Origin of the sequence: Campylobacter sp. RM16187 (assembly GCF_025319965.1) — a bacterium.
Classification (GTDB): domain Bacteria; phylum Campylobacterota; class Campylobacteria; order Campylobacterales; family Campylobacteraceae; genus Campylobacter_A.
The window spans coordinates 1,347,061-1,370,259 of the sequence record NZ_CP012549.1; the positions used below are offsets into that span (position 1 = coordinate 1,347,061).

15 protein-coding genes, 2 tRNA genes and 2 rRNA genes are annotated in these 23,199 nt (G+C 37.7%); 4 read left to right on the forward strand and 15 right to left on the reverse strand.

All coding sequences use genetic code 11. From position 1 onward, the window contains the following. Positions 1-272: 272 nt before the first annotated feature. The 9 genes from CDOMF_RS07220 to mqnE form a co-directional block, all read right to left on the reverse strand. A 23S ribosomal RNA gene (locus CDOMF_RS07220) occupies positions 273-3,380 on the reverse strand. Between the two features lie 569 nt (positions 3,381-3,949). Beyond that, positions 3,950-4,026 (reverse strand) — tRNA-Ile (locus tag CDOMF_RS07225). Between the two features lie 130 nt (positions 4,027-4,156). Beyond that, a tRNA-Ala gene (locus CDOMF_RS07230) sits at positions 4,157-4,232 on the reverse strand. Positions 4,233-4,500: 268 nt separating this feature from the next. Next, a 16S ribosomal RNA gene (locus tag CDOMF_RS07235) occupies positions 4,501-6,011 on the reverse strand. Together the 16S and 23S rRNA genes with 2 tRNA genes alongside form the textbook arrangement of a ribosomal RNA operon. A 496-nt stretch (positions 6,012-6,507) precedes the next feature. After that, positions 6,508-7,185 (reverse strand): pilus assembly FimT family protein, encoded by a 678-nt coding sequence (locus CDOMF_RS07240; RefSeq protein WP_169973242.1) that lies wholly within the window; start codon positions 7,183-7,185, stop codon positions 6,508-6,510. Further along, positions 7,182-8,315 (reverse strand): ArnT family glycosyltransferase, encoded by a 1,134-nt coding sequence (locus tag CDOMF_RS07245; RefSeq protein ID WP_260951343.1) that lies wholly within the window; start codon positions 8,313-8,315, stop codon positions 7,182-7,184. Before CDOMF_RS07245 ends, CDOMF_RS07240 begins: the two co-directional genes overlap by 4 nt. Before the next feature lie 93 nt (positions 8,316-8,408). Then, complete coding sequence (locus CDOMF_RS07250) at positions 8,409-8,849, reverse strand: phosphoribosyltransferase (protein ID WP_169973241.1); 441 nt, start codon at positions 8,847-8,849, stop codon at positions 8,409-8,411. A gap of 11 nt (positions 8,850-8,860) precedes the next feature. Next, positions 8,861-10,153, reverse strand: a complete 1,293-nt coding sequence (locus tag CDOMF_RS07255) for an NCS2 family permease (protein ID WP_260951344.1) — start codon at positions 10,151-10,153, stop codon at positions 8,861-8,863. 18 nt (positions 10,154-10,171) lie between these two features. Further along, positions 10,172-11,236 carry an aminofutalosine synthase MqnE gene (mqnE, locus tag CDOMF_RS07260; RefSeq protein ID WP_260951345.1) on the reverse strand — a complete coding sequence of 355 codons (1,065 nt, stop codon included), beginning with the start codon at positions 11,234-11,236 and terminating at the stop codon, positions 10,172-10,174. A 111-nt stretch (positions 11,237-11,347) separates the two neighbouring features. Here mqnE and CDOMF_RS07265 point away from each other — a divergent pair, with 111 nt between their 5' ends. Then, positions 11,348-13,834: an HD domain-containing protein gene (locus CDOMF_RS07265; RefSeq protein ID WP_260951346.1), complete on the forward strand. Its 2,487-nt coding sequence runs from the start codon at positions 11,348-11,350 to the stop codon at positions 13,832-13,834. Between the two features lie 2 nt (positions 13,835-13,836). Beyond that, a complete protein-coding gene (glmS, locus tag CDOMF_RS07270; protein WP_260951347.1) occupies positions 13,837-15,648 on the forward strand; it encodes a glutamine--fructose-6-phosphate transaminase (isomerizing) in 1,812 nt (603 codons plus the stop codon). A gap of 40 nt (positions 15,649-15,688) precedes the next feature. Here the strand turns inward: glmS and CDOMF_RS07275 are convergent, their stop codons facing one another. Further along, positions 15,689-16,174, reverse strand: a complete 486-nt coding sequence (locus CDOMF_RS07275) for a DJ-1/PfpI family protein (RefSeq protein WP_260951348.1) — start codon at positions 16,172-16,174, stop codon at positions 15,689-15,691. Between the two features lie 84 nt (positions 16,175-16,258). Between CDOMF_RS07275 and CDOMF_RS07280 the strand changes: the two genes are divergently transcribed. Next, positions 16,259-16,624, forward strand: coding sequence for an HIT family protein (locus tag CDOMF_RS07280; RefSeq protein ID WP_260951349.1), 366 nt, complete (start codon positions 16,259-16,261; stop codon positions 16,622-16,624). Continuing rightward, entirely contained in the window at positions 16,617-17,480 is an 864-nt protein-coding gene (locus CDOMF_RS07285) for a cache domain-containing protein (protein WP_260951350.1), read from the forward strand. Before CDOMF_RS07280 ends, CDOMF_RS07285 begins: the two co-directional genes overlap by 8 nt. On the opposite strand, the gene CDOMF_RS07290 is transcribed toward CDOMF_RS07285, so the two are convergent. From CDOMF_RS07290 to phsA, 5 genes are read right to left on the reverse strand one after another with little or no spacing between them, the layout of a single operon-like run. Continuing rightward, positions 17,481-18,605, reverse strand: coding sequence for a sensor histidine kinase (locus CDOMF_RS07290; RefSeq protein ID WP_260951351.1), 1,125 nt, complete (start codon positions 18,603-18,605; stop codon positions 17,481-17,483). Then, the gene (locus CDOMF_RS07295; RefSeq protein ID WP_260951352.1) at positions 18,589-19,257 is read right to left on the reverse strand and encodes a response regulator transcription factor; all 669 of its coding nucleotides are present in this window, start codon (positions 19,255-19,257) and stop codon (positions 18,589-18,591) included. The genes CDOMF_RS07290 and CDOMF_RS07295 overlap by 17 nt, the downstream gene beginning before the upstream one ends. A gap of 4 nt (positions 19,258-19,261) precedes the next feature. After that, positions 19,262-20,233, reverse strand: a complete 972-nt coding sequence (gene nrfD / locus CDOMF_RS07300; protein WP_260951353.1) for an NrfD/PsrC family molybdoenzyme membrane anchor subunit — start codon at positions 20,231-20,233, stop codon at positions 19,262-19,264. Then, positions 20,226-20,795: a 4Fe-4S dicluster domain-containing protein gene (locus CDOMF_RS07305; RefSeq protein ID WP_260951354.1), complete on the reverse strand. Its 570-nt coding sequence runs from the start codon at positions 20,793-20,795 to the stop codon at positions 20,226-20,228. The genes nrfD and CDOMF_RS07305 overlap by 8 nt, the downstream gene beginning before the upstream one ends. Before the next feature lie 11 nt (positions 20,796-20,806). After that, positions 20,807-23,107 carry a thiosulfate reductase PhsA gene (gene phsA, locus CDOMF_RS07310; protein WP_260951355.1) on the reverse strand — a complete coding sequence of 767 codons (2,301 nt, stop codon included), beginning with the start codon at positions 23,105-23,107 and terminating at the stop codon, positions 20,807-20,809. Positions 23,108-23,199 lie beyond the last annotated feature (92 nt).

A 23,199-nucleotide genomic window follows, 5' to 3' on the forward strand; every position in this document is an offset into this window, starting at 1 on the left:
ATCTAAAAATACTTCACCTTGCCTATAATCTATAGATAAATTTGCTTAACTAACACTGTCTTTTAATTGCTAAGAGTTAAAGCGTTTTAAATAACAATCTTTTCTTGTAAGGTTTTTGAATTGAGAACTAGTTTTTCGCTAGGCAAGGCAGACGAGTAAAGACGAGGGAGCATACATATAGTATGTGACCGAAGTCTGAAACGAAGTCTAACGAAGCATAGTAGAAAAATTAGGAATCAATTTTACCCTTAACAAGGAAGTGATGCTTATTAAAAGATAAGCAGACGACCTATTAGTACTGGTCAGCTAAAGGACTTTCATCCATTACACACCCAGCCTATCAAACATATAGTCTTTATGAGGTCTTAAAAGAAGATTCATCTTGGAGTTGGCTTCGAGCTTAGATGCTTTCAGCTCTTATCACGTCCCAACATAGCTACCGAGCGGTGCCCTTGGCAGGACAACTCGTACACCAGTGGTTGGTTCAACCCGGTCCTCTCGTACTAGGGTCAACTCTCCTCAATCTTCTTACGCCCACGGCAGATAGGGACCGAACTGTCTCACGACGTTCTGAACCCAGCTCGCGTACCGCTTTAAATGGCGAACAGCCATACCCTTGGGACCTGCTCCAGCCCCAGGATGCGATGAGCCGACATCGAGGTGCCAAACCTCCCCGTCGATGTGAGCTCTTGGGGGAGATCAGCCTGTTATCCCCGGGGTACCTTTTATCCTTTGAGCGATGGCCCTTCCACACAGAACCACCGGATCACTAAGACCGACTTTCGTCTCTGCTTGACATGTACGTCTCGCAGTTAAGCTGGCTTATACCTTTATACTCTACGAACGATTTCCAACCGTTCTGAGCCAACCTTTGTAAGCCTCCGTTACATTTTGGGAGGCGACCGCCCCAGTCAAACTACCCACCAGACATTGTCCTGCATGAGGATAACTCATGCCAGTTAGCTATCAGAATAAAAAAGAGTGGTATCTCAACAATGGCTCACTATAAACTGGCGTCTATAGATCAAAGCCTCCCACCTATCCTGCACATCTTTATCCCAATAGCAGTGTCAAGCTGTAGTAAAGGTCCACGGGGTCTTTCCGTCTTGCCGCGGGTAGGAGGAATTTTCACCTCCACTACAATTTCACTGGATCCCTCTTCGAGACAGCTCCCATCTCGTTACGCCATTCATGCAGGTCGGTATTTAACCGACAAGGAATTTCGCTACCTTAGGACCGTTATAGTTACGGCCGCCGTTTACTCGGGCTTCGATCAAACGCTTCGCAGAGCTAACGTCATCAATTAACCTTCGAGCACCGGGCAGGCGTCACACCCTATACATCCTCTTACGAGTTAGCAGAGTGCTGTGTTTTTGGTAAACAGTCGGGAGGGACTCTTTGTTGTAACCTTCTTTGCTTACGGAGTGAATCCTTAACAAAGTTAGGCACACCTTATACCGAAGATACGGTGCTATTTTGCAGAGTTCCTTGAAGAGAGTTCTTCCACGCGCCTTAGAATACTCATCCCACCCACCTGTGTCGGTTTACGGTACGGGCAACTATTACTAAACTTAGAAACTTTTCTTGGCTCGACAGTATCAAGGATTCACACGCTGTTCCGAAGAACTTTGTGTGCCTGTGGGGTCTCGGCTTAAAAAGATCCGGATTTGCCTGGATCTTAACCTACACCTTTCGACCAGCACTACCATCCGCTGGCTCCTCTAACTCTAAGCGTCCTTCCATCGCACATAATAGTTGGCATTGGAATATTAACCAATTTTCCATCGCATACCCCTTTCGGACTTTGCTTAGGACCCGGCTAACCCTACGATGACGAGCATCGCGTAGGAAACCTTGGGTTTACGGCGTTGGGGATTCTCACCCCAATTATCGCTACTCATGCCTGCATGCTCACTTCTATCCGCTCCAGCGCTCCTTACCGGTACACCTTCAACGCTGAATAGAACGCTCTCCTACCACTTGCACTTAATTATTCATACTATCAAAATTTATACTGTAAATTTTAGTGCTTAATCTGAAATTTAAAAGAACGGATTAAGCGAAGTATTTTGAGATGGATTTAAATGTTGTGAGATATTTTTCGATTGAGACTAGCCATATAGGCTGTCGATTGAGAAAAATACAAACTCATTTAAATACGCTCAAAAGACGAGCTAGTATAAATGATTAAGTGCAAGTCTAAAGCTTCGGTACTCATTTTAGCCCCGTTATATTTTCCGCGCAGAATCACTAGACCAGTGAGCTATTACGCTTTCTTTAAAGGATGGCTGCTTCTAAGCCAACCTCCTGGTTGTTTCAGTAACTCCACATCGTTTTCCACTTAAATGAGATTTAGGGACCTTAGCTGTTAGTCTGGGTTGTTCCCCTCTCGACGACGGATTTTATCACTCGCCGCCTGACTGCCATGATTACACACTAGGTATTCGGAGTTTGATAGGGTTTGGTACATTGGTGTATGCCCTAGCCCATTCAGTGCTCTACCCCCTAGTGTTACTACATGACGCTATACCTAAATATATTTCGGAGAGAACCAGCTATCACGATGTTTGATTGGCCTTTCACCCCTATCCACAAGTCATCCCATAGCTTTTCAACGCTAGCGGGTTCGGTCCTCCACTGGCTCTTACACCAGTTTCAACCTGCTCATGGATAGATCACATCGTTTCGGGTCTGCAACATCTGACTAAACGCCCTATTAAGACTCGCTTTCGCTACGGCTCCGGGTTTCCTTAACCTCGCCAGACATCACAACTCGCAGGCTCATTATGCAAAAGGCAGTCCATCACCCTGATAAATCATAGGGCTCTGAATGATTGTAAGCAAATGGTTTCAGGTTCTATTTCACTCTGATCACCTCAGTTCTTTTCACCTTTCCCTCACGGTACTTGTGCACTATCGGTCTAGTAGTAGTATTTAGGGTTGGATAGTGGTCTACCCGGCTTCAGACAGAATATCACGTGTTCCGCCCTACTCAGGATACTGCTAAGTAAAACATCGCTTTCATATACGGGAGTATCACCCTCTATGCTCAACCTTTCCAGATTGTTCTATTAGCTTTGCTTAGTCTATGTTGCAGTCCTACAACCCCGTTAGTAAACTAACGGTTTGCCCTCTTACGCGTTCGCTCGCCGCTACTAGCGTAATCTCGTTTGATTTCTTTTCCTGTTGGTACTAAGATGTTTCAATTCCCAACGTTCGCTCCATATAGGTAGTTAAGTTCGCACTTAACTGGGTTGCCCCATTCGGAAATACCCGGATCAAAGCCCCTTGACGGCTCCCCGAGTCTTATCGCAGCCTGGCACGTCCTTCATCGCCTCTACTAGCCAAGGCATCCACCACTTGCTCTTAGTAGCTTACCTTTTATTATATTAGATTAATATATTCTAATTCGCATCACTTCCTTGTTAAAGGTAATTTATAAATTTAAAGCTTTATCTATTTATATTTATATTTATTTTAAGATAAATAATAAAAATAGAAAAGTTAGTCAAATTTACTTTGCAATTACTAAATTTAAACTCTCATCCCCAAGACGGAAAGCATTAACTGATATATAGATAAGTTTTAAACTCCATATATCTTGTGACGTTAAACTTCTGAATACTGATTATATTCAAGAGATAAGATATTTAAATCTTTAACAAGTCCTGTAAAATTGTTTTATTTAAAAACTTGCTTGTGACTCTTAACAATGATAATTAAAAGAACTTTTAGACTTCGCATGCTAGCAAAGCTAGTATTTGCGACCAAAGAGCAAAGCCCTTTGGAAACCCCTAAAGCACACTGCCTCTTTCAGAGGCACCGTAAAAAATAAGGATATTAATCAACTCAAAGTCTAAAGCAAATATTCTTTCATTCTTTTTAGAACACTTGATTTAAACCTTGATGTATATTTAGTTAAACTAATTTTTATCTATTTACTAATTAATGGTGGGCCTAACAAGACTTGAACTTGTGACCTCACCCTTATCAGGGGTGCACTCTAACCAGCTGAGCTATAGGCCCTCTTGCTTGCTCTTTTGCATTCTATACTGCGTCAAAGCTTGGTCATAACTTCGTCACGTAGTGTATCTACGCTCCTTGTTACTCGGTCACTTTTCCTTGTCTAGAAGAAAAATAGCTTCGCACTTAAATTTGGTGGAGAATAGCGGGATCGAACCGCTGACCTCCTGCGTGCAAAGCAGGCGCTCTCCCAGCTGAGCTAATTCCCCTTAACATCCTTACTTCGTATACTAGCAAGCTAGTATTTACGAGCAGGAGTTTTGTTCCCTGCACCCACCTAAAGTTATAAAGTTTTATTCTAAACTTCGTTTATCACAAATTTAGGTTTTTGTCTAGGCAATTAAGGAATTAGACAAATTTATTAGCTGTCAATCTTTCAAAACTAAACAAGGATGATTGAGTTAAATTTCAATCTTGCAGATTGAAACATATCTTTCTTATAGATATCTTGTGAGAGAATATCTATATGTACTCTAGAAAGGAGGTGATCCAACCGCAGGTTCTCCTACGGTTACCTTGTTACGACTTCACCCCAGTCGCTGATTCCACTGTGGGCGGTAGCTAGTTTAGCATTCCGACTTCGAGTGAAATCAACTCCCATGGTGTGACGGGCGGTGAGTACAAGACCCGGGAACGTATTCACCGTAGCATGGCTGATCTACGATTACTAGCGATTCCGGCTTCATGGAGTCGAGTTGCAGACTCCAATCCGAACTGGGACATATTTTATAGATTTGCTCCATCTCGCGATATTGCGTCTCATTGTATATGCCATTGTAGCACGTGTGTCGCCCCGGACATAAGGGCCATGATGACTTGACGTCGTCCACACCTTCCTCCTCCTTACGAAGGCAGTCTATTTAGAGTGCTCGGCCTAACCGTTAGCAACTAAATACGTGGGTTGCGCTCGTTGCGGGACTTAACCCAACATCTCACGACACGAGCTGACGACAGCCGTGCAGCACCTGTCTTAACATTTCTGCAAGCAGACACTCTTCTATCTCTAGATGATTTGTTAGATATCAAGTCCGGGTAAGGTTCTTCGCGTATCTTCGAATTAAACCACATGCTCCACCGCTTGTGCGGGTCCCCGTCTATTCCTTTGAGTTTTAATCTTGCGACCGTACTCCCCAGGCGGTATACTTAATCCGTTAGGTGCATTACTGCCAAGACTAGCTTGGCAACAACTAGTATACATCGTTTAGGGCGTGGACTACCAGGGTATCTAATCCTGTTTGCTCCCCACGCTTTCACGCATTAGCGTCAGTTAAGTTCCAGCAGATCGCCTTCGCAATGGGTATTCTTCTTGATCTCTACGGATTTTACCCCTACACCAAGAATTCCATCTGCCTCTCCCTTACTCTAGATTATCAGTTTCCCAAGCAGTTTAACGGTTAAGCCGTTAGATTTCACTCAAGACTTGATAATCCGCCTACGCGTCCTTTACGCCCAGTGATTCCGAGTAACGCTTGCACCCTCCGTATTACCGCGGCTGCTGGCACGGAGTTAGCCGGTGCTTATTCCTTGGGTACCGTCATAATTCTTTCCCAAGAAAAGGAGTTTACGCTCCGAAAAGTGTCATCCTCCACGCGGCGTTGCTGCTTCAGGGTTTCCCCCATTGAGCAATATTCCCTACTGCTGCCTCCCGTAGGAGTCTGGACCGTGTCTCAGTTCCAGTGTGACTGATCATCCTCTCAGACCAGTTACGCGTCATAGCCTTGGTGAGCCATTACCTCACCAACTAGCTGATACGATATAGCCTCATCCTACACCGAAAAACTTTCCCGACTTAACTTATGTAAAGAAGGAGTATAGAGTATTAGCAGTCGTTTCCAACTGTTGTCCTCTAGTGTAGGGCAGATTAGCTATACATTACTCACCCGTGCGCCACTAAGATATAAGAGCAAGCCCTCATATCTCCGTTCGACTTGCATGTATTAGGCACGCCGCCAGCGTTCACTCTGAGCCAGGATCAAACTCTCCATATTAATCTTCTTTAGCGGTTTGGCAAAGCCAAACCTAAGAAGCAATACTAAAGATAAAGATTTATTCCAAACTACGTTTGTCATAAATCGTAAATTTAAGGTCTTATTCAAAAAGCGGATTAAGCTTTAGAAAACCTTAGAGCTCTTTAGTTAAATTTATATGAAGTTTTAATCAAAAAACTTTTAATTTTATAATCTACGATCTTTTAAATTAGCAAGCTAATTAAAAGATGATTTTTTAGTTTTTCTACATTAATTACTTTCCAAAGAAAGCCTATTAAAGTAGATGGCTCAATCGATCACTTGTTTAGATTTCAAAGATTGACTAATTAGTTTAACATTGGTAAAGTTATAGAACATGACGATTAAAAAGAAAAAGCTTTATTAACTTGAAAGAAGAAGTTAAAGGTGGTTTCTTAATTCGTGAGCTGGAATTATATAAGAGGGAAGCTTAAAGGGAGGTTAAAAAACATACACCACAGAAATAATTTTATCTTAATCAGTATGAGACCCTAGCAAAACCGGTTTCAGGAGAGATATATATAGTAGCATTTCTGTCAGCAGTACTTATAGAAATAAAGCAATTATTGCCTGAAACCAATATCCTATCATATCCCCTTTGTGCTCCGCCTGTGGTGCCGGTAGTGCTGGCTTTTTGCATCGGACGCCCAAATTCATCAAACGATATAGATGTTGTATTGGCAGCACCGCAACCATTTGAAAAATCAATATTAGTTATTCCAAATTTTTTTGTTATATTATATTTATTGCTAGCATTTTGGCAACCGCCTCCCAAAGAGCCGCTATCCCAACCGGCACTCATGATTTTTGACGGATCTTGAGGATCTCTAGCGACCTCATCTATGCTATTTAAATTTCCTGTAAATTTTCCTACGCCATCAAAATAAACACTATATGTCCAGTCAGTATTTTTACTGCCACAAAAACCGCCTGTATTAAAAGAGAGAGTCCATCTTCTTTTAAACCATTTATCCACGGCCGGATCGAATTTATTATCCTGCATAGCAAGATGTTGAGTGTATCTTATATGAGAGATTATTTGATCAACAGCTTCGGCAAGGTTATCGCGCTCAAGTCTTGGTATAGCCATCGCGGCTAAAATTCCTATAACAACGATAACAACAACTAGCTCAAGCATAGTAAAGGCTTTTTTCATATATATTCCTGAGAGAGTTTAAATTTAGCAATAGGTTTACCAAATTTTTCTATGGTTATATTAGCATAATTATCTTTTAAATCTAAATTTATAAGTTTTGTTTTACCATTTTCGATTCCGTAAAATTTAAGCCTAAGCGCTAATCTTTCATCGGTTTGAACATTTTTAATATCCATTTCTTTGAGCTTTATTGAAAGCTCTTTTGCAACATGATACTTATAGGCAAAATGTTTTTTAGGATTTTGGGCATATATATAAAAAATTTCATTAAACAATACAAAAACAAAGCTTATAACTAATGAAAAAGCAACAAATGAGGTCATAAATTTATAGCTTTTTCTAAAAATTGGCAGTCTAACTCGATATGAGTTAAAAAAAACTCTCACTATAAGAGGAGTTGCTATGACACAAAAAGGTAAAAAATTTTCAATCTCAAGTCTTTGCCTTATGGATGCGACAAGACATAGACAAAAAGACGTTATCACAACAAACCAAAGCAAATTTTTTTGCTCTTTAACCCAAATTCTATACATACAATATACAAAATATATAAATACAAACGGCGAAAATACGGCAGCAAATATACTTATTGTGTCTAAAAAATATCCTCTTGGCTTCCCACCTGTATCAAAACCGTATATAGATAAACATATACTAAACAAAATAGCTGATAGCCACGCAAGTTGACCGTCTTTTTTATAAATTCCAAATATAAAAAGAGCAATAAAATATACCAAGAAAGAGTCGCTAGCAAAAGCAAGTAAAACCAAAACAAGATAAAACGCTACAGTTTGCCTGATTTGATAAAGATATATACCAAGCAATGCAAGCATTATAACTATACCTGCATCATTTACGAGTATCGCAGATGCAATAACTCCCGGTAAAAATATAAAGATCAAAACACCGATTACTCTATCAAATTTACGTTTTAGTATAGATTTTGAAATTTTATAAAGCAGTATTATGCTAAATATATGAGAAATCAAAAAAGGCAGTCTTAAAGCGTAGTCATTATGACCAAAAATAGATACAAAAAATCTAGACATAACTCCAGCCATTGAACCGGAGTTATAAAAAATCTCAGCTTCATAGTAGCTAATGCTAAGAGTTGAAACTGCATAGAGCAAACAACATAGACTAAAACAGCATATAAGAGATATCAAAAAAGATTCTGAATATAAAAAACCTTGTTTTTGCACTATGTTTTACTTTAACAACAATTATATATGAACATCCCAGAAAAATTCAACCCACTCATGCGCCTCTTTTATCTTAAAATCAGGTAACAACAGAGCCTTTGCTTTATAAAACACCGATGCGATTTTAATATCTATATGAGGATAAATTTTTAAGAGCTGCCTCTTAATCTCAACTATACTCTCACCAGTATCTATAATATCGTCAACTAGCAAAATTTTAGTAAATTTAGAAAGGTCAGGGATATTGAAAATTTCAATCGTATCAAGCTTTTTCGTATCCTCGTAATGGATAGAATTTAAAGTGAAAAGATTGCGTTTATTAAGAGCAACAGCCAAAGAGTGTCCTAATGTAAGACCACCTCTAGCAATAGCCAAAATTACATCCGGATTAAATTCATCCCTTACCTCTTTTGCCAAAGCCTTAATATCTTTTTCAAATTCCTCATATCCGTAATATATCATACAAAAACTCCTTAATGAACTAAAAATACTATCAAACCAATAAGAGCAAGGACTATAACACCGAAGTTAATTTGATCAAACTCACGTCTTAAAAGCCTAACTATCAAATATGCTATAAATCCTGCAGATAGACCGCTTGTAATAGAATATGTAAGAGGCATTAAAACTACTATAAAAAACGCTGAAATACCTATAGCCGGATCTTTAAAATTTACATTGGCAAGCTCACTAAACATAAGCACGCCCACCATCACAAGCACTGGATATACTGCATTTGAAGGTATCGATTTAAAAAGTGGGAGCATAAACACTGTAAGTAAAAATAAACATCCGCAAAATACTGCAGTAAGGCCCGTTCTACCGCCCTCTTCTACACCGCTTGCACTTTCTACGAAAGCCGTAGTAGTACTAACTCCTATCAAAGAGCCTGCAACTGTCGCTATAGCATCTGCTTCAAGAGTCTTTTCTAGTTTTCTCATGCCCTGCCGATTACTTTCATCAAATATTCCAGCCCTATTACCAACTCCAGCCAATGTACCAACTGAGTCAAAAAGATCGGTAACGAAGAAAGTGACTATAACAGGCAATAAAGCCAACGATAACGCCCCTATAATATCAAGTTCTAAAAACATCGGAGAAATAGACGCCGGGAGAGAAAAAACCTCGCTAGGATAAGGTGAAATTTTAAATACCCACGCAACAATAGATGTAGCAATAATGGATAAAATAAAAGCTCCCTTAACCTTCCAAGTCCAAAAAGATATTACAAAAAGAAGACCTATTAATCCTAAAATTACGTTCATATCTTTTAAATTTCCAAGCCCAACCAATACAGCATCGTTCTTTACTATTATGCCCATCTGCTGAAGCCCGATAAAGCTTATAAAAGTTCCTATACCAGCACTTATTGCACGTCTAAGATCAAGCGGAATAGACTTTATAACCCAGACTCTAAAATTTGAAAAAGATAGTATAAAAAATATAATTCCAGATATAAAAACCACACCAAGAGCCGTCTGCCACGGCATATTCATGCCAATAACAAGACCGAATGTAAAATAAGCATTTAATCCCATTCCCACACTCATTGCCACAGGTGTATTTGCCCATATTCCGTTAAATACGGTAGCAAAAAATGTTATAAGTGCAGTCGCAGTTATAAGCGCATCTATAGGCATACCAGCCTGACTCATAATAATAGCGTTTACAGGCACGATATACATCATCGTCAAAAATGTCGTAAGACCGGCGCTAAACTCTTTTTTAACGTCGGTATTATTTTCTTTTAACCTAAAATAATCCACCTTTCTCTCCTTAAATTTTTAATATACTTTTATCTCGTTATACATACTATCTCTCTCTACCGGAGTTAGTCCTGAGCTTCGGATAAGATCTATAAAGTTTCTCATGTCCATTCCGCTCGCACTTTTTGCTCCTGCAGCACTCTGAATGCTCTCTTTTTGTATAGTTCCGTCCAGATCATCAGCTCCAAATTCTTGAGCAACCATAGCTAAATTTATAGTAGAAGTCGCCCAGTATGCCTTAATATGAGGCACATTATCAAGAACCAAACGCGATATCGCCATAGTCTTTAAAATTTCGACAGAGCCCATAAATTTGCTAGCTTTTATGAAATTATTATCCTTTTGATACACAAGCGGAATAAACGCATTAAATCCATTTGTCATATCTTGCAAATCACGAATTCTAAGCATATGATCTATCCTATGTTTAGGCTCTTCTATGTGGCCAAATAGCATAGTAGCGTTACTTAGCCTACCTCTTTCGTGCCATTTTTTATGGATTTCAAGCCAATTTTTAGAGCCTACCTTGCCTTTGCAAATTTTAGCCCGAATGTCCTCATCAAATATCTCAGCTCCACCGCCAGGCATGCTATCTACGCCGTACTCTATCATCTTATCTATAACTTCATCATAGCTTAATCCGTGATGACGGGATAAGAAATCAACCTCTGCTGCCGTTAAAGCCTTGACGTGCAAATTTGGATACGCCTCTTTTATCTTTTTAAAAATTTCCAGATACCATTGCCAAGATGTATTTGGATTATGGGCCGATACTATATGTATCTCTTTTGCTCCGTTTTCTACGCTTTTTTCCACTATTTGCATAATCTCATCATAGCTCATTATATATGGATTTGGATTTTTCCTATGAGATGAGAAAGCGCAAAATTTGCATACATCAGCACATATATTTGTCGGATTAATATGACGATTAAGATTAAAAAAGGCTTTTTTACCGTGCAGTTTTTGGCGCTTTAAATTTGCAAATTTGCCTAATGTAAAAAGATCAAGGTCGTATAGCTTCAAGCATTCACTGGCTTCAAGCCTATCGCCACTTTGTAATTTTTCTATTAAATTTATCAATTTCATAGCCCATTTTGAATTAGATATTGGCGATTATAGATAAAAAAAGCTTTGTTTTTGCAAAATTTTAGTATTATTTATAAATTTAACTTTTAAAAAGGTTGGTAGAAGGTGGCTTTAAGAAGAGAGAAGGTTGATTTTTTAGAGCTAGAAAACATACGCAAAAAACATCAAAAAAATCTAAAAATAGAAATTTTAAAATTGCAAGGAAAAGGGTTTGCAAATTTTATAGCCAAAGATAGCGATGAGCTCATAAAACTATTTACAAATGCTGTGCTTAGCGATATTTTTAGAGATTTTTTACCGGACATAGATCACATTCCGCTTTGCGTCATAGCAACCCAAAAATACGGACAAAGTCTCATAAGCCCAAATTCCGTCTTTGAAGTTTTAATCGTATATAAAAATATAGACGGATTTAACATACGCCAAATTTTAAAACTTTTACATCAGGCATTAGAAGACTGCGGGCTAAATTTAAACATAAAGACAATTCAGCTTAATGAAATTTTCGAAAATTTTAAAAACGACTTTAAGGCAAAGGCTTCAATTAGTAAAATTCGCTATATATCCGGCTCAAAAAATATGTACAAACTCGCCAGAAGCGAAATTTATAAAACTAGAGAATTTAATCAAAAAGAGAATTTAAAATACTACATAAAATCTCTTGGAGCCTTTAAAGATATTAAAAATTTAAAACAAGAGCCGGATCTTAAGAGTGACTTTGGCGGAACAAACGATATTTACTATCTAAATTGCGCATTAAACGGCTTTGATAACGAAATAAGCTTTAGAACGCAGGCACTTAAATTTATAGACGAAAAAGAGCTAAGCGTATTAAATTTAGCGATAGATTTTATATTATGTATAAAAACAGCTCAAAATTTATCCACGGGCTCTGATATATTTAGCTCCGCTTATATCGACGAAATCACCAATCTAATGCAAACAAAGTCTAAAAAAACTCAAGAAACAGACAGTATAATCTCTCAAAAGTTGCTATCTTGCATGCATACCGTGGCTCTTTATTCAAGGTATCTTACCGCTTCTTTTTACAGATCGAATTTTAAAAGCGAGATGGGTTTTAAGCAGCTAAAAATAGCAAGGCTAAAAAATGGATTTTATAGAATAGAAGATACTCTTTATACTCCGCTTCATAAAAAATCAAAAGGATTAAATGATGTGCTGGGAGAGCTTTTAGAACTTAATGATATGGATTATAAATTTGACACAGGAGCTATCTTTTATATAAAAAGGGTTGAAGTTTTAAAAAGCGAGCTTGAAATTTATCTAGCGAATTTCAAAAAAATTTTAGAAAGAAAAAATAGCTACTGCCTGCTTAAAGCTCTGCTTGATGCTGAAATTTTGCCAATTTTAGTTAAGCCTATGGAGCACACAAGCCATCTTGCGGTATTTGACGGATATCATAAATTTACGGTTGATGAGCATTGCTTGCTTACAGTAAAACATCTAGAAAACATCAAGGATAAATTTATAAAGAACCTATATGACGAGCTTTGCGGCGAAGGCAAAATAATGCTAAAGCTTGTGGCCTTGCTTCACGATGTTGGCAAAGGACTAACAGGCGATCACAGTGTAGTTGGCTCAAATATTTTTAGGGCTTATGCTGCAAAACTTGAGTTAAGCCAAAAAGCGGTAAATACAGGGGTTGTTTTGGTTAGATACCATACTCTTATGAGCGATGTTGCAAACCGCGAGGATATCTACTCTCAGCAGACTATTTTTAGCTTTATATCAAAGCTTGGCGATAAAAATGTCTTAAAACTTCTGTATATCATCACGTATTGCGTTATCAACGCAACTAACGATAAATTTTATACAGCTTATCTTGCTAAACTTTTACGCGAATTATATCTGATATCTCTTGAAAGCTTTGATGACGAAAATCTACTTGACGAAGCCACAAGAAGAGCAAAAAAAGAGTATAGTCTAAAGAGAAATAGTGAATTTATAGGATTGGACGAGAATTTAAAGGAAAAAATCTTTAAAATTCCGGCAAATTTATTATTTATAAAATATCAGCCCTTAGATATAGTAAATATCGCCTCTTTAGCGCAAAATACGCAAAATTTAGACATAAACACTAAAAATCATCCAAGCTTTATTATCCAAATAGTCTCAAAATTCTATCCGAATCTAGCTATACTTTTATCAAATTTAGCTCATCTTGACCTTGCTTATATGGAAATTTTTGAGCTATTTGACGATAAATTTTATATCAAACTTGATTTTAATAAAAATGTCAAAAATAGCGAGTTAGAAACCATTAGAAATCTGATAGAAATTTCACTTAAAAGCATAGATAAAGCTAGCATTGATAAGCCACTGATTTTAAAAGATGAGCTAAATTTTGACACGAATCATTCAAAAGATTATGCTAAACTTTCGATAAATGCCAAAGATCAGCGTGGACTCATGGCTTATGTGATGGGGGTTTTGGAAAATCTAGACATAAAAATCACTAGTGCGAGAATTCAAACCATAAAAAATCGCACACGCAATCTATTTTTGATAGAAAAAAGCCAAAAGCTATATGCAAACGAGAGTGAAATTTTAAATTTATTGATAAGCGAGTAAAAATGTGTGGAATAGTAGGCTACATAGGTAGCGGTGAAAAAAGAGATATTATTTTAAACGGACTAAAAGAGCTTGAATACCGCGGATACGACAGTGCCGGTATGGCGGTAATGAGCGAAAACGAGATTAATTATTTTAAAGCGGTTGGAAAACTTGAAAATTTGGCTCAAAAAACAAAGGACTTTAGCTCTATAGGCAAAGGTGTGGCCATAGGGCACACTCGCTGGGCTACCCATGGGAAACCAACAGAAATAAACGCTCATCCACATTTTGGCGAGCACTCTTTCGTAGTGCATAACGGAATTATAGAAAATTATAAAGAGATTAAAGATGAGCTTGAAGATAAAGGCGTAAAATTCTTAAGCCAAACAGATACCGAGGTCATAGTTCATCTATTTGAAGCCAATTTAAGAGAGCTTGATGACGTTTTTAAGGCGTATGAAAAGACAATATCAAGACTTCAAGGAGCCTATGCGACTCTGCTTATCACAAAACTTGCTCCTAATAAGATATTTTTTGCTAAAGACGCTGCGCCTATGGCTATAGCAAAAGGCGAAAATAACGAGCTATTTTTCGCATCTTCTGACGCCGCACTAATAGGAATAGCAAAAGAGGTAATGTATTTAGATGACAAAAACTACGGATTTATAAGCATTGATGAGATAAAAATATATAAGCATGCCCAAGCTATTTCACCTGCATTCGTGCCACTTCCAAGAGACAAGAGCTATGCTCAAAAAGAGGGGTATAGATTCTTTATGGAAAAAGAAATTTACGAACAAAGCACCGTGGTTGCAGAGTGCATGATGGGGCGAATCAAAAACAAAAATATAGAGCTTGAAGGACTTAGTAACGAATATCTGGCAAATATCGATGATATAGTGCTTTGTGCATGCGGAACAAGCTATCATGCAGCACTTACGGCCAGCTATCTCTTTGAGCGATTGGCCGACTTAAGAGCAAAAGTAGAAATAGCCAGCGAATTTCGCTACCGTAAGCCAAAGCTAAATAAAAATTCTCTATTTATAGCAATAAGCCAAAGCGGAGAGACGGCAGACACCCTAGAAGCGTTAAAAATCGCAAAAGATACCGGACTAAAGACTCTGGCGATATGCAACGTCGATAACTCATCCATAGTTCGCTTGGCAGATACTACCCTGCTAACTCGCGCCGGTATAGAAAAAGGCGTAGCCAGCACAAAGGCTTTTGCAACCCAACTAATACTTCTATGGATGCTTGCATTACAAAGCGCAAACGCTAGAAAAAGCATAGCAAAAGAAGATCTTGAAAGCGAAATAAACGCCCTGCTTCATGTGCCTACAATACTAAATATCAGTACAAATTTACAGGAAAAAATCCGCCGCTTATCTAAACATTATCTTCATGGGCACGGATTTTTCTTTATTGGACGCGATATTTTCTATCCGCTTGCACTTGAGGGTGCTTTAAAACTAAAAGAAATTTCATATCTGCATGCAGAAGGCTATCCGTCGGGCGAAATGAAACACGGACCTATCGCGCTTGCGGACGAGAGATTATTCACTATAGCACTCATGCCAAAAAATAGCCTATACGAAAAGACAAAGAGTAATGTCGAAGAGCTTGCCGCAAGAGACGCCTACATCCTAGCAATTAGTCCGCAAGAATTTGAATTAAGCGATGATTTTATAAAAACAAGCGAACAATCTCATGTTATGAGCGAATTTTTTGAGATGATGATAATACTTCAAATTTTTGCTCTCGAAATCGCCGTTAGACTGGGCAATGATGTGGATATGCCAAGAAATCTTGCCAAAAGCGTTACCGTAGAATAAATTTAATAAAATTGAGAATTTTAGACCATAAAATTCTCAGCTAAATTAAAATTTCAGCCAACCTATCTTTTGTAACACTATTTAACTCACAAATAGTTACTATATCGCCATCTTCGCACATATTTGCATTTATAAATTTAGCGTATTCGCCAATAGCGTTTTTGTATCCGGCTCTAAGGCAAGCCCCTCTGCCTTCCAAAAACCCTGCACCTCCAAAAATCAAAGCTCCTAAGTCAAGCGCTATTTTAAGTCTAGCCCTGCCTGCACTTCTAATCCAGCTTAGAAAAATTTCATCATGTCTTAAGCTAAGCACCCCAAGTCCATCCGGAATAATAACAACGTCATATCCATACAAACTCTCACTGTAAATTTGAGGCACTATCTTTAGTCCATGCTCGTCTACTATTTCACTCTTAAAAGCGCAGATTTTAACATCATGCTTTGTTTGTAAATTTGAAAGCAGACTCCAAATTTCAGCCAAACTTACTAAATTTATCCTATCATACACAACTATTGCTATTTTCATGTTTATTCCTTGATTGCACATAGTATAGATTTAAATTGATTAAAATTCAAATTTAGATACAATCGCCTCAAAAAAGAGGTAAAAATGATATATCAAGATGAATTTATAAATATAGAACGCGAAAATAGTGAAATACCTTGGATTAAAATTTTTACAAATACTCCTTACGTTGAGCTTAGCGATTGTGATGAAGCCACTAGAAATAGGCTTTTTGAAGCAATTTTAATAGCAGAAAAGACAATGATTCAATTTTATAAACCAAAAAAAATAAATATAGCAAGCTTTGCAAACTATCTTCCAAGGATACATTTTCATGTGATGGCGAGATTTGAAAACGATAGCTTCTTTCCAGAGTCTATGTGGGGTAAAAAACAACGCGAAGGATCGCTTGAGCTGCCAAATTTTAATGAGTTTAAAGAAATTTTAGTAAAGAGTCTAGAGAATGAATAAAAAACTAGCAATTACTTTTTCTGTAACCGGTCTAATACTATTAGTATTTTTAATATTTTATTGGATTGAATACACAAAAGAGCTAGAAACGGAGAATATAAAGAAATTTTTTGATTTCCAAACTAAAATACTAAACAAAAATATAGAAGAAGAGAAGCTATCGGCAATGACGGTGGCGGTACTTTTATCAGAAAATGAAAATATCAAAAACTGCCTTTTGCAAAACGATAGGGATGGCTGTTTAAAGGCTCTGAATCAATTTACAAACATACTACAAAAAGTGCCTATATATAAAAATGTAAAATTTCATATTCATACGGCAGATATGAAAAGCTTTGTAAGAAGCTGGATACCGATGCACGATGACAATCTTTTGAGTTTTCGTTATATGCTAAAAGAGGTTAAAAAGGGAGCCGTGGCTGATATTGAGGTTGGAAGGGGAGGAGTCTTTGTAAGAGCTGTTGCACCGATTATTTTATCATCTAAGAACAGTTTCTTAGGAAGCATAGAGGTTTTGCTTGATTTTGAACATCTAAGTGACTTTTTCAAAGATCAAGGAATAGATCTCTTTGTGCTATTAAAAAAGAGTCCCGGCTCCCCATACCAAAGCCAAGACAATGAAAATATGATAAATGATTTTTATCTTATAAATAAAGATTATGCGAATTTGAATATTTTACCGATTTTACAGACAATCAATTTTAACGGGCAACAGTTTCATAAATTCAACACCCACAACTTTGCAATTGAGCCTATGAATGATACTATGGGCAATAAAATAGGCTATTTTGTAATATATTTTAATTCCGATCAAAAAGAAAGAAATTTATCAAAGCTAAATATATGGCTTAAGTAGTTAGTCTAGTATATGCTTAGAATAAGGAATAAATTTATACTTAAACACACTACCTTTTTTGAGCTCGCTTGTCACGGAGTATTCTATACCGTTTTTTATACATATTCCCGCTACTATATTAAGCCCTAGTCCAAAGCCACCTTGCACGCCCTCATCTCTTACATAACGCTTCCAAATTTTATTAGAATCCTTAATGCCTTCGCCAAAATCCTCTACTTCAAGCACAATCCAATCACTCTGAAGACTTAGTTTTAAATTTATAATACTTCCTGCCGGACTATATTTAATGGCATTACTAAGGTTGTTATCTATAAGCCTTCCGGCCTCAATCTTATTCATAAACACCTTCAAATCAGGCTCTACAAAGTCATAAATTTTAATATTCTTAGACATTGCAAGCCCCCTCATATAACTAGCTCGCTCAAGGCAAAATTCGCTCAGATTTAAAATTTCAGGCGGAAATAAAATATAGCTGTGCTTAATGTAATATTCAGTATCTTCGTATGTTATTTGCATCTGTTTTAAAGCCGCTTTTATACGGTTTGTGTATTTATTATCTATTCCGAGCATCTCTAAATTTATGCCGATTACTCCAAGCGGAGTTTTAAGCTCGTGCATAGCGTCGTTAAAAAAATTATTCATATATTTTTTTGCATCTTTATATGGTTTAATGCCGCTTACAAAAGATAGATACAACGTAACAAATACCACAATCAATGCAAATACAAGGGTTAAAACCGTTACGAATAAAATTCTCGCACTATTTTGCTTTTTGGCTAAAATCAGATAGTAAAAATTCTGTTCCAGTTGAAAATAGCTCTTATAAAAGAGATAGCCTTTCTCTTGCAAGGTTACAAACTGAAAGGTGCTTGGTGTAACCTCTAAATTTGATACTACTTTTTTCTCTTTGTAAGTGTAAATTCCATATTTATATATCAAAGATGATGGAATAGTTTGATTATTTTCTAGGCTATGGCGTATTTTACCCTCGTATTCAAGCAATTCAAACATATTTTTAGAATATTCGTCTTTAGCGCTTAAATTTATAATCTCATAGCTTTGGAAAATAAATAAAACCATTATTACCAAAGTAGAAAAAATAGGTATTTTAAGATTGTTTAACATCTATTTTATAGCCGAGTCCGCGGGAAGAAACGATAAAATCAGGCTTTGTTTTTTGACGAATTTTAAGAACATGCATTCTAATATCCGCCGAATCTATCTCTTTATCACCCCAAACCTCGGCCCTTATAGTCTCAACTCCGACAAAACTATTTTTATGATACAGCAAGCACTCTATCAGGTCAAATTCCTTCAAGCTAAGCTCTATTACTTTATCTTTAAAATGCAACTGTTTTTTAATAGTGTCAAGCCTAGAATCTTCGTCTATGGCGATTAAATTTTTATCATCTTTTCCATGATATTTACGCATTAGCTCATTAACTCTAAATTTAAGTTCAGCCAATTCAAAAGGTTTTTTTAGATATTCATTGCAACCAAGCTCGTAGCCGACGGATAAATTATTAATATCTACAAGAGAGGTCATAATCATTATCGGGGTTTGAAGACCAATGTCTTTTGCATATTTTATAACTTCGTGTCCGCTTATATGCGGAACCTTTATATCAAGAATAAGCAGGTGGTAGAAGTTTTTTGATATCTTATCACAAGCCACCTGCCCATCGGGTGCCTCGTCAACCTCATAGCCTAAGACTTGAAGATATTCCGAGACACTCTCTCTGTAATTAAAATCATCCTCTAAAAGTAGGATTCTCACTCTATCAAACTCCTGTGAATACCTGCCCTGCATATACAATATAGTATCTTAATAAAATTACGCCACAGATTACTACAACAGAGTTGGCTACGATATACCCTACTCTATAGGCGTGATTTTTAAGAGCGGTAGCTGCTATTAATATAGGAGTTGCAAGTCCGACACCAACAACGCCTAGCCAGAAGATTATAGCATAATGTCCCGTTGTAAGAGCTTGTTTTGCAGCAACTGCACTTACGCCGCCCTCGAAATATAGTCCTATGAAAAGTATTGCTATCAAAGGAATCTCAAACAATACCGCTCTAAGATCTAGCACTAGCAGATATTTCACATTGTCTTTGTTTATTAAGTGCTTAAAACATAGTAAGCCTACTAAAATATTCGCCGCAACACCCGAACTAAAGCCTGATGTCAAGAATAGAATCGGCAATATAGGCGTATTCCACAAAGGAAGCTTAGTAATCGCACTTAGCAAGAAGCCTGTATATACTCCAACTCCGATAGCTAGCAAGAACAAAATAGTCTCTATAGTCTTAGCCAAAGGTGCGAACGAACGAATAATTCTTGAAACCGGTCTTAAGATACTTAAAATAGAGTGTTTTTCTATCTCTTTTTCAAATATTATAATAGCGAACAAGAATGCAAAAGGCGTGTAAACCAAAAGAAGGGCAACACCTATTGACATAACAGACAAGAAGTTATACTTTAGCAAAATCCAATAAAAGCTAAGAGGCTTACCAAGGTCAAATACAAGAAGTGCTAAACCGACACAGATAGTAATAGGTGCGACAATAGCGCCAGCCTTTACCATTGCATCCCAAATAGTGTCGTTTTCTTGTTTGTGATAGTTCCACTTAACCAAAAGCGCAACCATCATAGAGCCCGCTGAAAGACCCGCCAAAAATAGATATACCGCGATCGGCCACGGCCAGTAAATTTCGTTATATTGAGCAACGCTTCCCCACATATTATTCATGGCTTCCTCCTTTGCGGTTTGCTATCATAGCTAGTTTTGGTTTAGTTTTAAGCTCTGATTTTGGATAGTAGTGAGCTTTTTCTCTTAAAATTTTACTTACTTCACTATTTTTATCGTTTAGATCGCCAAATGCAAGCGCATCCGTAGGACATACGGTTACACACGCAGGTTGATCTCCTTGGGATACTCTTGTATCAAAACAGAAAGTACATTTATCAACCTCTCCCGTTTTTGGCTCTACATATCTAGCATCATAAGGACAAGCAAGAACACAGTATTTGCAAGATACACAGATGCTGTGATCCATTAGAGTAAGTCCGTCTTCGGTCTTAAAACTAGCTCCCGTAGGACAAACATCCACACAAGGAGCATCTTCACACATAACACAGCTATTTCTTATAAAATCCGTCTTTAAATTTGGAAACGTTCCGCTCATCTTTGCATGCACTTGAAGTCTATAAACTCCGTTTGGAACGTTATTTTCACTTCTGCAAGCCACCGAACAAGCTTGGCATCCTATGCAAAGGTTTTCATTATGAACCATTCTATATGCTTTTTTCATCTTGCTCCCCCTTAAGCTTTCACTATATCAACGCCGACATTTGTAACCATAGTAGAGCACACCGGGCCTGCCGCAGGATCAAGCAGCTTGCTTTGGTTTGTTCCAACTCCGTCGGTTCTTTCAAGACCTGCGGACACGTGTCCAAATCCGTGATATAAAAATAAAGTATCCTCTCTAATACCCTCTGTTACAAATATAGTTGCCTTATCTTTTGAAAATTTATTTTGTAAAAATACCTTATCTCCAGTCTTTACTCCGTATTTTTTAGCCGTTTTTGGATTTATCCACACAGGAGAATCACTCATAAGGTCATTTAAGAAAGGAACATTTTGAGTGTGACCGTTAGTATGGATAGGAGTTTTTCCTGTCATTAAAGTTAGCTCATGTCCGCCATAAACATCCATATCTTTAACGTTATCTTCCATATTTCCTAAGCAGCCGTAAGTAGGGAATTGCGCCTCAACTTTTTCGCTAAATAGCTCGATCTTTCCGCTATCTGTTTTAAATTTCACCTGAGATTCCATAAGTCCGTTTTCGCCTACAAATTTCTCTGCGTGAGGAAATTTCTTAACAAACGCTTTTACGCTATCTTGTTCTCTAAACAAGATTCCGGGCACCTTCCAAGTTACGTAGCCGTCTTTTGCAAGTTGTGCTAGAAGCTCGGCGTTACCTTTAACTTGCTGCATTCTCCACTCATCCATAGTGTTGTTTACATATTTTTCATCTATCTTCATGCGTCTTGCAAGTTCTCTAAAGATATCATAGCCGTTCTTTGTATCGCCTACCGGATCGATTACTTTATTTCTTATCATATAAGCAGGTTTTTGGCTTGATTTATCTTCGATTCCCTCATCTCTTTCAAGATAAGTGCTTTCCGGCAAGATAACATCAGCGTAGATAGAAAAGTCGTTCATATAAACGTCAGAGCTTACTATAAAGTCAAGCTTTTTAAGGCTCTCTATCGTCTTATCAGTACCAGCAACGTTTATCATGTGGTTAAATCTGATATTAAACCAGCCTTTTATAGGATATGGTTTTTCTCTTAATATTGCATCAGGAATTTCCATCAAAACACCGTGGCTTCTGCCTACGAATTTGTTTCTTCCATCCTCGCCCGCAGCATCAAGTCTTGGAGTTTTTGGAACTTTTATAGCGGCATCAGGGTTTGTGATAGCAGGTATTAGCTCTTCGCCCGCTAAAGAGTTATATTTCTTAGCGTTTTTGCCGCCGAAAATTCCGCCTTTTTTCTCCCAGTTACCCATCATAGCGTTTGCTACCATGATAGCTCTTGTGCGGATATACTCAGCTTTTGCAGTTGTTGTTTTGTGACCAAAGTCTATGATTACTTTTGGAGCCGCTTTCCAAATTTCGCCTGCAATTCTCTCAACCGTTTTAGCAGGAATTCCTGTGATCTTTTCTTGCCACTGCGGAGTTGTATCTTTAGTGCTTTCTACAACTTTATCAAAGCCGATTGTAAATTTCTCTATAAACTCTTTATCATAAGTTCCATTTTTGATCCATGTATGAATAAGCGCTAACACAAACGCTAGGTCAGTTCCAGGTTTTACAGGTAGCCACTCATCGGCTTTAGCTGCTATAACGCTAAATCTTGGCTCAAGAACTAAAAATTTAGTATCGTCTCTCTCAGCCATTTTCGCAACTTTTTTAGTATCTGATATAACTAGTCCTTCAAAGAGATTGTGACCGAAATTTACGATATATTTTGCGTTTCCGAAGTCTCTTTTTAGTCTTCCGTCGCCATACATTTGCTCACATACCATTCTATATGTTATCGGACAACAGGACATGTGAGAAAAGCAGTTTGGAGAGCCGTAAGCACTTGCAAAAGTTGTCATCAGTTTATGAGTTTGGCTTGATTTTGCGGTAAATACAAAACTCTCAGGACCGTATTTTTCTTTGATCTCAAGCATCTTTTTAGCAACTAGATCAAGAGCCTCGTCCCAGCTAGCTTCGCGCCATTTATTCTCACCGCGCTCACCGACTCTAATAAGAGGTTTTACAAGTCTTTGCGGATCGTATAGCTGGCTATGTCCCGCGCCGCCTCTTGCGCAAACTGAAGTTGCAGTTCCGCTAACTTTGCCGTTTCCTTGAATAAAAATATTTTTTCCATCAACCACTCTAGCCTCTATAGGACAGCGAGTAGAGCACATCTCGCAAAAGCTATAAACGGCCTTATCGCTTGCTTGCAAAGCTTTAGCTCCAACGGCACCAAGCGTACCAGGAGCATAGGTCATAGCCATTAATCCGGTCGCGGTAGAAGCTTTCAAGAAATTTCGTCTTGAACTGTTCATGTTTCCTCCTTATTAAGTTTAAGTAGAATAATAAATATCCTGCGTAAATTATACGTAAATTAGCAATATCATCTTTTAATGATAATTGATAA

What these genes read in the sequence shown, in the direction of transcription:
- CDOMF_RS07240 (WP_169973242.1), bottom strand. Translation starts at nt 7,185, where the DNA reads ATGAAAAAAGCCTTTACTATGCTTGAGCTAGTTGTTGTTATCGTTGTT.
- CDOMF_RS07250 (WP_169973241.1), bottom strand. Translation starts at nt 8,849, where the DNA reads ATGATATATTACGGATATGAGGAATTTGAAAAAGATATTAAGGCTTTG.
- glmS (WP_260951347.1), top strand. Translation starts at nt 13,837, where the DNA reads ATGTGTGGAATAGTAGGCTACATAGGTAGCGGTGAAAAAAGAGATATT.
- CDOMF_RS07275 (WP_260951348.1), bottom strand. Translation starts at nt 16,174, where the DNA reads ATGAAAATAGCAATAGTTGTGTATGATAGGATAAATTTAGTAAGTTTG.
- CDOMF_RS07280 (WP_260951349.1), top strand. Translation starts at nt 16,259, where the DNA reads ATGATATATCAAGATGAATTTATAAATATAGAACGCGAAAATAGTGAA.
- CDOMF_RS07285 (WP_260951350.1), top strand. Translation starts at nt 16,617, where the DNA reads ATGAATAAAAAACTAGCAATTACTTTTTCTGTAACCGGTCTAATACTA.
- CDOMF_RS07290 (WP_260951351.1), bottom strand. Translation starts at nt 18,605, where the DNA reads ATGTTAAACAATCTTAAAATACCTATTTTTTCTACTTTGGTAATAATG.
- nrfD (WP_260951353.1), bottom strand. Translation starts at nt 20,233, where the DNA reads ATGAATAATATGTGGGGAAGCGTTGCTCAATATAACGAAATTTACTGG.
- CDOMF_RS07305 (WP_260951354.1), bottom strand. Translation starts at nt 20,795, where the DNA reads ATGAAAAAAGCATATAGAATGGTTCATAATGAAAACCTTTGCATAGGA.
- phsA (WP_260951355.1), bottom strand. Translation starts at nt 23,107, where the DNA reads ATGAACAGTTCAAGACGAAATTTCTTGAAAGCTTCTACCGCGACCGGA.